The organism is Chlamydiales bacterium (assembly GCA_031292375.1).
In the GTDB taxonomy this organism is placed as follows: Bacteria; Chlamydiota; Chlamydiia; order Chlamydiales; family VFKH01; genus JARLHF01.
Genome location: JARLHF010000027.1, coordinates 16,290 through 29,893, shown reverse-complemented (window position 1 = coordinate 29,893; position 13,604 = coordinate 16,290). Strand labels below are relative to the sequence as shown.

At 38.1% G+C, this 13,604-nt stretch carries 7 protein-coding genes and 1 tRNA gene; 2 read left to right on the top strand and 6 right to left on the bottom strand.

The genetic code is table 11. The features are described 5' to 3' along the window. Positions 1-391 (top strand): PD-(D/E)XK nuclease family transposase (locus tag P4L16_04385; protein ID MDR3624360.1); only part of this gene is annotated, 391 nt, incomplete at its 5' end. Between the two features lie 70 nt (positions 392-461). Here P4L16_04385 and P4L16_04380 read toward each other — a convergent pair. The 6 genes from P4L16_04380 to P4L16_04355 form a co-directional block, all read right to left on the bottom strand. Continuing rightward, positions 462-8,777, bottom strand: a complete 8,316-nt coding sequence (locus P4L16_04380) for a hypothetical protein (GenBank protein MDR3624359.1) — start codon at positions 8,775-8,777, stop codon at positions 462-464. A 131-nt stretch (positions 8,778-8,908) separates the two neighbouring features. Continuing rightward, a complete protein-coding gene (groL, locus tag P4L16_04375) occupies positions 8,909-10,501 on the bottom strand; it encodes a chaperonin GroEL (GenBank protein MDR3624358.1) in 1,593 nt (530 codons plus the stop codon). Between the two features lie 4 nt (positions 10,502-10,505). Continuing rightward, positions 10,506-11,387, bottom strand: coding sequence for a type III pantothenate kinase (locus P4L16_04370; protein ID MDR3624357.1), 882 nt, complete (start codon positions 11,385-11,387; stop codon positions 10,506-10,508). 79 nt (positions 11,388-11,466) lie between these two features. After that, complete coding sequence (gene rsmI / locus P4L16_04365) at positions 11,467-12,282, bottom strand: 16S rRNA (cytidine(1402)-2'-O)-methyltransferase (protein MDR3624356.1); 816 nt, start codon at positions 12,280-12,282, stop codon at positions 11,467-11,469. A gap of 25 nt (positions 12,283-12,307) precedes the next feature. Continuing rightward, positions 12,308-12,378 (bottom strand) — tRNA-Cys (locus P4L16_04360). A gap of 72 nt (positions 12,379-12,450) precedes the next feature. Then, positions 12,451-12,714 (bottom strand): KH domain-containing protein, encoded by a 264-nt coding sequence (locus P4L16_04355; protein MDR3624355.1) that lies wholly within the window; start codon positions 12,712-12,714, stop codon positions 12,451-12,453. Positions 12,715-12,861: 147 nt separating this feature from the next. Here P4L16_04355 and P4L16_04350 point away from each other — a divergent pair, with 147 nt between their 5' ends. After that, positions 12,862-13,536: an HAD family phosphatase gene (locus P4L16_04350; GenBank protein ID MDR3624354.1), complete on the top strand. Its 675-nt coding sequence runs from the start codon at positions 12,862-12,864 to the stop codon at positions 13,534-13,536. The last annotated feature ends 68 nt before the right edge of the window (positions 13,537-13,604 follow it).

The following is a 13,604-nucleotide window of genomic DNA, read 5'->3' as shown; positions in this document are numbered from 1 at the left end:
TGAGCTTCCTAAATTTCATAAGACCATTGATGAGCTCTTAACGATGCTCGACAAGTGGGTCTATTTCTTTAAGTATGCTGAGGACACTTCAGAAAAAGAAGTTTTTAGGCTGGGAATCAATGATCCTATCATCGAAAGAGCTTATGAAGAGCTCAACCGTTTTTCTTGGAGCGATATTGAGCTTTTAACCTATGATCAAAAAGATAAATATGCCCGCACTTATAAAGCTTCTATGGATCAAAAATTTGATGAGGGCGAAGCTGCAGGTATGGCCAAGGGTATGGCTGCAGGTGTAGCTACAGTTGCAAAGGCAATGAAAAGTCAGGGGATGACGTGGCAAAGTATTCATGCAGTTACAGCCCTTTCACAAGCAGATATTGAATCTCTCTAATTTAACACCAGTTTTGGGTAAGAAATATATTTAAATTATTTAAACACAATATTTTAGATCATAAAATGAATTAATGTGATGTTTTTAGTTCCTCAAAGAGTTTAAATAGAGGGCTTTGCTTAAAGGCTGCAGCTTTTCGAGGTTTTGTACGAAGGATTGTTTTCTCGAAAAAATGTTGTAATTCATTTAAATCATCTACACCTTTTAGCCAGTTACAAAGACCAATCCACTCACTTTGTGAATAATTTTCATACTCTCCGTTAATGAATTTAGCTTGAGCTATAATGCTTTGAAATGCTTCATCGGATATTATTGCTTTTTCTTCTGGATCTGTAATGATCCCTTTTGCCACTATTTCCTTCGTACGTATATCATAAGACATAGACCAATTAGTTTTAGTAACAGGTCGATTTTGGTCACCAGAATAATAACAATAGGGGCGGTGATGTACATCATCTAGGATGTCGCCGATAATAATTAATTCAATTTTTTGGTTGGGATGCCAAGGTCCTTCCATAATTATATGTAGATTGTTAATTTTTGGTTGAGCATGATCGAAGGAAAGACGTTTAAAGAGATCTTTTCGATCAAGCGGTAAGAAGTTTTCTGTAAACAGAATACGCTCATCAAAAGCTTTATGTAGTAAAGCTTTTGCAGAATATTCTTTGGGTCTATTTTTTACCCAAGGAGCATAAAAGGGAACCTCACCGCACTGATTAAATTGTAATTCTTCATTTTTTATTTCAATTTTAACATCGAGGTTACGTTCTACCTCATGCTCTACTTCCACTTCCTCTTCTACTTCAAGACCCATTAAAAGAGATGTATCTTGTCCTGGAACAAGAGGAGGCATTTTTTGCAAAAGGTCTTCATCCCAAGTAAGAGAGGAAAGTGCATCTGTGGATAATCCCAGTTGATTTGCATAAGTTACCCAATGTGTTTTCTTTGCGGTAAGTGCTTCTAATGGGGTAGCGTCTATTTTTTGAATTGCATGATTTTGAGCATGGTAGGAGCCTGCTTGGTTATAATCATGAGAGGGCTTTTGAAGAAAGAGATCTTGCCATGCTTCAAAAGATGAGAGTGTTTGGTCGAGACTAGCTTGTGCAAGCAGTTGCTTATAAGCTTCTTGTCTTATTAAATGAGGGATTTCTTGCATTTTTGAGCGAAAAAGCCCTGTTGCATATAAGAGGCCCTCATTGCGAGCAGATTGTACAAGAATTTCTTCTATATTATTCATATCTGGGTTATGTATCGATTTAGCAAGCTTAATTTTTTGGCCATTCAAACGCATGCGACCATCATTTTGTAAGAGGTCTTCCAGCGTTTTTCTTCTATCGACAGTAAGAAGAGCTCTACTTTCTGGATCTAATGGGATGTTGGCACCTCGAGCACTTGCTTTTGGAAAATAATATCCCTTTTTAGAAAGAGAGCACTCCGCTTTTCCAACATAATAGGGTTTACCACCAGGATAACCTACTTGTTCAAGGTGAGTTTGAGAGTGCATAAAAGCTGTTGAAACATCTTTTGGCGCTTGGGAGCGAAAAGCACCTGCACCATCAATTAAAGCATGAAAATGCCCTTGGTTGAGTACATTTAATGGATCTTCTGGGTCGTATTTAAGGGGTATGTCATCTGTGTGTGTTCTTTTTAACAAGCGATAAACCATTTCGCCCACAACACCTGTGACTGCTCCAGTATTTCCCTGTAGTGCACGTGGAAGCTCTTCGATGCATCCAGTGGTAGCTGAAAGGCCTACAACAGATTTTGCCATGGCTGCAGTATCGTGAGGAGTCATGGAAATTACTTCACCACTTGTGCTCATGTTTTGCAATTTTAATTTAAGAAAATAACGAACATGTCCCCAATTATGGTTTAGCTCGTTCTGTAGAGCTAGCAACTGCTGCTCGCTTATTTTCCCCTTGGGGAAGGGATGGCTTGGAAAAATTGCTGCAAATTCTTTCTCTGGAGTTACACTTTTAATAGATTCATTTTGCAATTCTTGAATCCATTGTAAGAGTTCTAGAAGAGAAACACCATTTTGGATGTAGTCTTGAATGGTAAAGTTGATCTCTTCAAGAGGATGCCCTGGACGAGATCCCTCTTGAGGCTCTCCCTCATGGCAGGGTATCGTTCTTGTTCCATCGATACTTCTTTGATAATCTAAGTGACTTGCCTTTTTCAGGGCAAGTGGAAGGAATGTATAAAATTGGTCTTTGTATAGAGCAAAAGTATCTTGCTCCTCTCTAGAGTAGCTTGATAAGTCTGCTTCTTTTTCACCTAAAAAATAATGAAACAGGTCAAGATCATCGCCTGCAAATTTTTTAGCGCAATCACGAATGACTTCTAAACGTAGATCATTAGAAAGTTCGCCCTGTAGATCCGATGAGAGTTTAAGTCTTGGATCATTTTTAAGTTCTTCGTAGATCTTCAATGTACTGTCTATAAGAAAAGGCGCTATTGCAACAGGCTTTCCAAGTTGTATTTGGAGCCTATTACAAGATCTGTTAGGTACATCAAATTCATCCATAAGAGTTTCTTCCCTTTCTTGTAAAAGAAGGAGAATCTTTTTAAGATAAGTCCAGTGCTCTTTTTCGATATCAGCGATAGGAATTCCATCTTTTTGCATCGCAATAAATTCACGGTTGAGTTTTAACCATTTTTCTTGCAAAAGGGGCAGCGACTTATAGTCTGTAAGGAGGCATCCTTTTTCTTGAATTGTCATCAAAAGTTCATGGTAGATCTTTTTGAAAAGAGAATTTTTTACTAGAGTGTTTTCTTTGGTCTTTTCATGAATGATGGGAGACATTTTTAGGTTATACTGCAGAGTATAGATTTTCTTTTCAAAAGCATTACCAAGGTTTTTTTGTAAAAGAGCTTTGGATTGTTCAAAAAGCGTAGGAAGCGTCCTAAAGGTCACTAAGTTAGTTCCATTTGCCTTCATAAGGCCTCTTAAGACAGAAAATAGCGCAGTTTTTCCAGAGCCTGTACTTGCCTGGAAAATGCCATTAGTAGATAGCAGTAGTTCATTGAGAAGATGTAATTGGTTTTGTTCTGATCCAAGAGATCTGAAAATTTGCTGAGAAAAACATTCATATACAAGAAGTTCTGGATGAGTTACTTTTTCATAAAATCTTTTTAGAGTAAGAAATTGATAGAGAATTTCTGATTGTACAGAGCGCTCTTGAATATTTAAAGAAGGGTCTAATAGTTTTGTAATGACTTGTGAGCTGTTTTTTAGTAGGAGGTAAGTGACTTCTGCAGAAAAATAAGCTTCAAGGTCGTTTTTTAACTCCTGGATATCCAGGCTTGCTGGAAGTAATTTCTTCTCTTGAAGTTCTGCCAAATTCTTTTGCATGAAAGCGAGTGTAAGCTCTTGGAAACTTGCTACTTGTTGAAGCCCGCCCTTGATTTTCATAGCCTCGACGGGGTCTTTGATACCTTTGAGTAGATTTTCGATTTTTTCTTTCTTGAGAGCAGATTGTTGCTTATAGGATTTTTTTAGGTGAGAAATTTTTCGCTTTAATAATTGTATGTGTTCAAGATTATGCTGTGTTTTTTCTTTAACAGATTGCTCATGGAACTTCATCTCTTCTATAAGTTTTTTAACAGCCTTGGCTTCGCAAGGGGTTGCATCAGAGCTAATTCTTGGAAGACGTACATGTGGAAGTATATAGATGTTTTCAGAAAAGTATAAATAGAGTTCTTCCTCTTGGAATAGGTGAGGAACACCTTTTTCTAGAGTTTTGATGGGTGATCCTGTTGACTTGTATGCTGCAAGATGCTCTTCTAAATAGTGCATAGGAATTCGCTCAACACCTAGTATTCCTGCCTGTTTTGCATCATGTACACGTGCTTTAAGATTTACTTCAGGCTGTCCGCTCCAAGATGGAACTCCAGAGAGGGGATCAAATTTAGGTAAAACATTTCCCTTTTCTAATGTTAAAATCCTTAAGTGTTCATTGTAAAATGTGAGATCTTTCTTTTTAAGAATCTTTAGCATTACTTCAAATAATCGTTGACCCAAGAGAAGCCTTTGGTCAATTTTTCTTCCCTCTAAAAGATAAGTAGGGCAATGCTCGCGAATTAATGTGTCTAATTGCTCTGAAAGAGTAGCAAATGCAAGCTTTTTTCTAATCAGGCTTTTTAGTTTTAAAGCAATACGAATTTTAATGGCTGCTGCATGTCCATCATCATCCTCACCTACTTTCAAGAAGTGTAAGAGAGTGTGGATCTTCTCTTTTGTTAAGTCCGCATGATTGAGTTTAAGCTGTTTTAAAGCAGATACTGCATGTGACATATTTTTATTAAAAAGAGCATGTGTGAGTAGAGCTATGTTACTTTCAATTTTTCCTTTTTCATTAACACATTCTAGTTCCTTTGTAAGTGAATGCATTGTAAAGACATGGCACTTTAAAACAGATGTTCCCTCATGTTTTGGCTCTTGTTGTAGATGCATTGTCTGAAACTCTGCACTATTTGGCTTTTTGCCCGTCCACCAAGCTTTAAGCAATAAAAGACAATTTTCAAGGTAAGATTTATTTCTTGTAGTAGTAACTATCTTGGATTCAAGTGTAGAAGGATCTGCAAATATTATTTTTGCAGGTGCCATTTTATTTTTATGACGCAGTACTAAAGCGTTTGGATATTCTTGAGAAGCTAAAAAGTCAATCCAATATCCTTGATATGCAAGGTCATCGCTGTATAGTTTTCCTTGCTTGTAGGAAAAAGAGAGCCCATAGCGAACAAATTCAAGCTTTTGTAAATTCCCATCATTGGATAAAAGTAAAATATCCTTTTCGTTTTCAAAGGCTTTTAATGCGTTTAAGCAGGAACTAGAAAGGGCTTTTATGCTTTCTTGTTTGTAGGGGATAGATTCTGTTGGGCCGCGACAATCAATGATAGAATTTACTTTTGCTTGTCCTGATACTATCTGAAGATTAAATTTAAAGCGGATATTTCCCTCTGCATCCAAACATAAACCCGTATTTGGATTCTCAGGAGCAAAATAAAGTAGGTCGGATGCAAGTGAGCGCAAGGGATAAAAATCCTCTTGATAGCTCAAGGATATAGCTTGAAACGAGTGCTCTTTTTCAGAAAACTTTTTATAAAATCTATATTTTCCGTTTTCTGCTTCCACATGGCCACACTCTCCATTTTTATCAAAGATATAATAAGCAGTGATATTGCCCCTTAGCACCATTTTAACTTGCATAGAAGTTTTGTCAATCTCTTTGAAAGCAAGAGCATAGGTGGAATCGGTTAAAATTTCTGTTGGTATTGTAACAAGGCGCTCTCCAGATGTACGCATCAAAACATGAGCTTTGAGTAGATTAATTTCGCAATAAGCATTTCTAAATAGAGGAAAGGATCCTTCCCAAGGAGAATCTTTTGTATCCATGCCTTGATCATGGCAAATGGTATTGAGAAGAGGGCTCAAGCGTTGAGGAGGTACATTCTCAAGAGAGTGTGTTAAAACTGCATAGTAGCGAGATAATTTATCCATCTCATTGGGATCTACATCATGCGCTTCTTTTGGCAGTACTTGTAGAAGATGATAGAGTCTAATGATTTCTTCAAGGGAGCTTGGATTTTCTATTTTTAATAAGAGGTACTCAACTACAGCTTTAAATTGAAAGGGGCGCAAATCTGCATTTTGTAAAATGGGGTTTATAGAAAAACGCTCTAAAATAGTGTTAAATTTATCACGAGCTTCTGTGCTTTGATTATAGGCTCTGTATACGCCTCTAAAGCGTCTTGTGATGGAGAGTATAAAGAGGTAGTGGTCATAGTAGGAAGGATCTGTTTGGATGCGCTCTTCATAAAAATTTAGCTGCTTTTGTAGGACATCTGGAAGGGAATTGGCAAACCCTCTGTTTTCTTGAAGAGTTTGATCGATAGATGAGCCAGCCATATCAAAGAGTACAATTTCGAGGTAGTTGCGCACGTCAGGAGAGGATAAAAGATGAGGGTGAGATACAATGAAGCCAATTGCTTCTAGTTGAGGAGCTTTTTCTCGCAGCATTAAGAGTAGCTCTGTTAGTTCCTCTTTTTTGTAGGGAAGAGCTTTATCTCCTTGCAAGCAAGAAAGTGATTCTCCCTCTTCATTTATTTGAGTTAGAAGAGCTTCTAATTGACTCTCAAAAACGCGGGCTGGATCATCATGAGCCGCTTCTGGAAGGTGCAAAGACTCTGTTCTATCTAAGTTTTTTTGCATCTCGTATATTTCAAAGCTGTCTTTCCAGCCAGAAATTGTAGTGCCTACGCCCGACGTCCACTGCATTGAATAGCTTCCTTTTATTTTATTTTCACTATGCAGTTTATCAATCACATTGGGTACATGACTTGTGAGGTGCATTCTTTGTAGTGCGGCAAAAAGAAGGGGATTTTGGATGGGTTTTGACCAGGCCTGGACATTATTTCTAAGGAAAAATTTGAATTTGGATAGAGATTCAAAGTTTTCATTTGGAAGTAGATTAAAGAAGGTTTTAATCAACAGGTTTAGTTCTTTGCAATGCTCTTTACTCTTTTCTTTTCCCTCATTTGAACAGATGACGCTTGGATCATCAAGTTTGGTTTGTCTATGCATTAGATTGAGAGCATATGCATTTTCTTCATCAATCAAGTAAAAGGGTCGTAAAATAGCATGTACACCCCGTTCAGAATGATATAGGTCGAGATTAAAAAAGTTTTGCATAGAATTCTCTAGATCATTATATAGATGAGATCCATGTCTGCTAGAAGCATCAAGCCACTTGGCAAGCCTTGCAAGTTGAAAGAGTAGGACCACCTGGTTTGTAGGTGGAAGAGCTTTTTCTTTAGATTGAATAAGTACTTTTGTTAATTTAAGAATACAGCGTTGTACTTGTAAAGCTTGTTCTTCAGATACTTTATGTGGCCAGCAATCATTTATTTCTTTTCCTATTTCAGGGGCATAAAGCTTAAGATGTTGTGTTAATTCCAAGATGAGTTCGACTGCAAGAGAATTTTTGCCTTGCCCTGCAAATGCCTCTGCAAGCTCTGTTTTTTCTGTCAAAGCCTTTACAATAAAGGTTGGGTCATTTGATTTCATAGCCCCTTTTTCTTCAGAAGAGAATAAAGATAGGTTGGGTATTAACAGTGTATTTTGAAGAGGTTTTTCACTAAGTGTAGCTATTGTCTGTGTTGCAGTAGGTGTTAGCCCTGTTACAGGTGATTTTATAATAGTGTTTTGAGGTAGCTGTAGGTTTAGGGGCATTGTAGCTGTTTTATCGATCAGAATATCGACTTTCTTTTGCGCATTGGCAATGTTAGTCGTCTTTTCAATAAAGAGGAGTTCTTTTTGGATCTCTTCCATATCTTCTCGTGTTAGAAACCCTTTGGTATAGAGCAAGCTTGCTTCTTTGGCAATTTCTTTAGTAAGGTGGTTTAAAGTGGTTGTGTATGGATTTTCATCTTTTAGAAAAAAGCGAGCTTCCTTAAAAAAGTCGAAAAGGGCAAATAGGCGCAATTGAAATTCAAGACGCTTTCTTGAGGTGCGTACTTGATGAGAGGATGAATTTTTTTCTGTATTGAGTTCTTGTATAAGTAGCCCAAAAGACTTTCTATGGCTGGATTTTTTTGTTACCCACAATTCTGGATTTTGCGATACATCCTTGCGACATGTGCTTGGTATATTTCCTAGTTGTTCTTGAAGCATAGATACGCTAAAATAGTCCTCAAGGAGTGGCTCACAAAAGAGAGTAAGGATTCTTTCTTGTGTAAAGTAGTTTTCTGGAATATTTTCAAAGGCGATTTGAGATAAAACCTTTTCTTTGCCGCCTACTTTTTTGGAAGGGATTCCTGAAATTTGTGAGATCCACTCGTCGCATCCAATAATTTTTAGTGAGTAGCTATTTTGATTTTTTTGAAGAAAATAGACAACGGAAACATCTTCTTTTGTTGTTAATGGAATAAGAAGATTTTCGCCCGCTTTTAGTGAAGTGATCTTTTTGATGAAATTATTTCGAAAGGCGATTTTTTCTGTAAGGGCTCGGTCTTCGTCTAAAAATAATTGGAGATCTTTTACTTGCTTTATCAAATCTTCATATTGAGTGAGGTAAGAAGTTTTTTTCCCATTTTCAGACAAACACCTTTTATAAAGATCTACTATCTCATGATTTTGTGCCTTAGAAGAGAGTACTCTTTCTTGTGCGCTAAGGGCGGAAGGACGGCTTAAATTAACAATAAAACTTAAGAGATAAAGCAGTATGTTTTGTATTCTTCCCCAAAAGGAATATGGATCGTGAGAGCTTGGTTTTAAGTGAGTAATGGCTTTATTGTTCTTGAAAAAGGATTCAGTTATAGTCTCATTCTGGGAATGTTCAAATAAGGGGCGTCCCAGTAATATTTCCTTAACATACATGCTCATTTTCTCACCAAAAGTTTAAATTACTGCAGCAATTGTACTCTATTTCCTTGTTAATTGCAATTATTTCTTTAATGAATACGGTATCCATCAATGAGATGGATACCGCGATTTAAAACTCTAATTATATAAAATTATTGTTTTGCTTCATCGTCTGGAGCATCTCCAATGAGAGCTTCGGAGATAAGTATGATGCCAGCAACAGATACGGCATGTGTAATGCAGCTTTTTAATACTTTGCATGCATCGATGACGTGAGCTGCAAGCAGATCTTCTACTTTTTCTGTAAGAGCATTAAAGCCATGTGTTGTGGGCGCCTCTCTTACATCGTTAAGAAGGACAGCTCCATCAAAGCCTGCATTTTCGATGATCTGCTTTACAGGTGTTTCACATGCTTTAATGACAATTTTAAGGCCGAGTTCCTCATCACCTTGAAGTTTTAAGGACTCCGCAGCTTTACTTGCCCTCAGAAGAGCAACGCCTCCGCCTGGGACGATACCCTCTTCAAGGGCAGCTTTTGTCGAGTTTAAGCTATCTTCAAACATCTGCTTTTTCTGTTTCATTTCAGGCTCAGTAGGAGCACCTACTTTAATGACAGCAACACCGCCGCTGAGTTTTGCTTTGCGCTCTTCAAGCTTTTCTTTATCATAAGAGCTTGTTGTGTTGTTTGCTTCTATCTCGATTTGCTTGATTCTGGCATTGATAGCTTCTTGTTTACCATGGCCATTGACGATGGTTGTTGTGTCTTTGTTGATCTTAATTTTGTCAGCAGAGCCAAGAACTTCAGCAGTTGCATCTTTGAGGGCAATACCTGCATCTTCTGTAATAACTGTTGCGCCAGTAAGAGCTGCAATATCTTGAAGTATTGCTTTTCTTCTATCTCCAAAGCCAGGAGCCTTTACAGCTGCAACTTTTAATGAGCCCCTTAACCTATTTACAACAAGTGTTGCAAGAGCATCTCCCTCGATCTCTTCTGCAATGATGACAAGGCTTGCACCGGACGCTGCAACGGATTGTAGTATTGGTAGCAACTCTTGAATGGAAGCAATCTTTTTGTCGATAATCAAAAACTTCGCATTTTCCATTTCAATGGTCATTGTGTCATTGTTGGTGCAGAAGTAGGCGCTAACATAGCCACGATCAAATTGCATTCCCTCAACCAATTCTACAGTAGTTTCTGTGCCTTTTCCTTCTTCAATGGTTACAACTCCAGATTTTCCTACTTTTTGTATGGCATCTGAAATGAATTTTCCAATTTCCTGATTTCCAGAAGCAGCAACGGTAGCTATTGCTAAGGTTTCAGCTTGGTTTTTAATGGGTATTGCAGAGGCTGTAAGAGATTTTAAAATGGCTTCTAGAGCCTTTTCCATGCCGCGCTTTAAGTTGATGGGGCTTGCTCCAGATGAAATGAACTTGACCCCGTTTTGTACGATAGCGCGTAAAATTAAGCTTGCAGTTGTTGTTCCATCGCCGCAAGTCTCTTTAAGCTTCCCAGCAACTTCTTTAACCATGGAAGCGCCCATATTTTCATATTGGTCTTCAAAGGAAATGTCTCTTACAATAGTGTGGCCATCATTAATGATGACAGGAGCGCCCCAGCCCTTTTCAAGGCCTACATTGCGTCCTCGAGGTCCTAGAGTACATCCAATGGCATCGGTAATTTTAACAATGCCTTTTAATAGCTTGCCTCGTGCTTCTTCTTCGAATATAATTTCTTTTGCAGTCATGATGCTAATGCTCCTTAGTCTGAATGTTTGTTTGTAGTTGCTCTTTAAGGATTTCAGCAAAGCCCACTAAAGTTAAATCCTGCTCGATTCTTCTGTTAGCGTTTGCTGTAAGATCTTTTTGTAAATTTTTGCTGATAGATGTTTTGGGTATAAACCCAGAGGATTCCGCTTCAGGTGTTGTAACGCCTCCTGTAAGAAGGATAATGATGTCCTCGTTTGGGAAGGATTCATTTTTGAGCTCTAACAAGATTTTGTCAATAGCACCAAGAAGACCATAATAGATTCCACTAGAAATGCAATCGATGCTATTTGTACCAAGACAAGTACGTGGCTTTTCAACATCAACAAGGGGTAATTTATCTGTTAAGTGCTCTAATGCAAAAGCTCCCATTTCAAGGCCTGGCATGATGACAGCTCCAAGGAAGGTTCTGCTAGGTTTTATCACGCTAAATGTGACAGCTGTACCAATATCAACGACGATGATGTTTTTATTGGGGTAGAGTTTTAGAGCGCCATAGACATTGGCAATTAAGTCTGCACCTACTTCTTTGGGGTTATCCGCCTTTAGATTGATGGATAGGTTTTCAGAAGAAACATGTCCTATGTAGGGAATTAATTGCTCTTTTAGTACATCGCTTACCTGTTTTTCAACTTTAGAATTAACAGAGCCAATAAGAGCTGCGCGTAAATTTGGGTGAGAGGAGAGCTTGCAAGAGAGTTGTTGTAGCCAATTGCCTTGATATTCAAGGCGTAATTTGTCTGTAATTACTTCGTTATCAAAAAAAGCTGCAACGAGGTGAGAGTTTCCTAATTTGAGTATAACTTGGTTCATGGCAATAAGCTCAATAGATACGATAGATAAGATAAGGAATAAAACAATCTTCATAGAGGGAAGATCTTAAATGAAAAGACTTAAAATGCGCAAGAGCTTTTCTCTAAATTTTAGCAAATAGAGATAATGAGTGCTATTTTACGATTTCGTTATAAATAATTCTTTTAGGAACTCCTCTAAGTTCTGCAACAACTGTGATAGCATCTTTTCGGCTCATTTGGAAGGTTTCTTCCATGTAAGTTACATGCTCTATAGGAGTTAGACTGTTCCAATCCTTTTGTTTTTCCAGGCAGGGGGAGATAAGCAGAACAATTTCTCCTTTCAATATAGCGTTTTGAAAATGAGTTACAAGATCGAGAGCAGTGCCCCGCTGAATCTCTTCAAAACGTTTAGTAAGCTCTCTTGCTACAACAAGTAGGCGCGTAGGAGCAAGTGTTTCTAAGAGCTCTAATGTTTCTAAAAGGCGAGCTGGTGATTCAAAGCAAAGAGTAACTCCTTGATAAGAGAGATACTCTTGTAGAGTACTTTTAAGAGCTTCTTGTTTTTTTGGTAAAAAGCCTGCAAATTGAAAGCGCTCTGTTGGCAGTCCAGAGCATGCAAGGGCTGCAATGATAGCAGAGGCTCCTGGTATGGAAGTTACTTGAAGGTTGTTCTCTGTTGCTTGTTTAACAAGAATATAGCCAGGATCTGCAATCCCTGGCATTCCTGCATCAGAGATAAGAGCAATATTTAGGCCTTGTTGCAAATCATGAATGATTTTATCGCACTTTTGTTGTTCATTGAACTTGTGATAGCTTTGTAGGGGCTTTTTGATGTTGTAATGATTTAGCAAGGTTGAACTTGTGCGTGTATCTTCGCAAAGAATATAGTCACAAGCTTGCAGTGTTTCTATTGCTCTAAAGGTGAAATCTTTAAGATTTCCAATGGGGGTTGCTACGAGATATAACACAGGTAAAAACAAAATGGATGAAAAAAGGTGGCACCCAGATTTGAACTGGGGATGGAGGCTTTGCAGGCCACTGCCTTACCACTTGGCTATGCCACCGAAAATGCTAACAGGTAAGGGGACTTTATATGTAAAATCGTAATATTTTTGCAAGTCCTCTTTTTAGCGAGTTTAAACAGCAGGTTCTGGAGTTGCTTCTGCACCTGGTTCAATGAGTTCCAAGCGTACATGTTTGCCAAGTCTTGCTGAGACGGCAGAAATGATAGTACGAAGGGATTTAATGGTGTTGCCATGTCTGCCAACAACTTTACCAATATCTTTTTGAGCAACACTGACTTCGACAATGATGCCTCTTTCGCCCTCAAAACATTTTACACTGACACAATTTGGCTCGTCTACAAGGTTCTTAATGAGGTATTCAACAAATTCTTTCATAATTTTGCACTTTAATAATGTTTAAGTTCGTAACTTTTTTTCGCAGATGATGTCATAACACGAAATTTGTATCTAGCATTTATTTTTATCCTAAAAATAGTTCTTTTAGGGTATACTTGCTTCTTTTCTCAATCGAAGAAGCAGGATATGCGCTGGATTAAAAATTATCAATTGTTTTTGTTTGATTTTGATGGGTTGCTTGTTAGTACAGAAGAGATTCATTTTGAGGCGTACAAGAGAATGTGCAAGAACAGAGGCGTCTCTTTAGATTGGGATTTTAAGCGTTTTTGCCTTGCAGCTCACTATAGTGCAACAGAGCTGCAAAGACAGATTTTGCAAGAGTATCCCACACTTATAGAGCAAGAGCCAAATTGGCAAGTGCTTTATGCTGAGAAAAAAGACGCCTACCTTGAGCTTCTAAATGAGGGAGCTGTACATCTTATGCCAGGCGTTGAAGATTTGTTGTTAGAATTGGAAAGGCAAAGAGTTAAGCGTGCAGTTGTTACGCATTCTCCATTAGAGCAAATAGAAGTTATTCGCAGGATGAATCCTGTTTTAGACTCGATTCCTACGTGGATTACAAGGGAATTATATACGCATCCAAAACCACATCCAGAAGCCTATCAAAAAGCAATCGATATGTTATCAGATGCTTCTGATAAGATTGTTGGTTTTGAAGACACTCCAAGAGGCCTTCAAGCGTTGATGGGAACAGACGCAAAGCCTGTTCTTATTTGCTCCAAAGAGCATCCAGCTCTTCCTGAGCTAGTAACAAACTCTGTTTCCCATTATACAAGCTTTTTGGAAATCACAGACCTATGAGAATATGTATCAAGTTGCCTGGCCTTTTCCAAGACGGATAAGGCTTTTTCAGCAATAAGAGAGAGTAT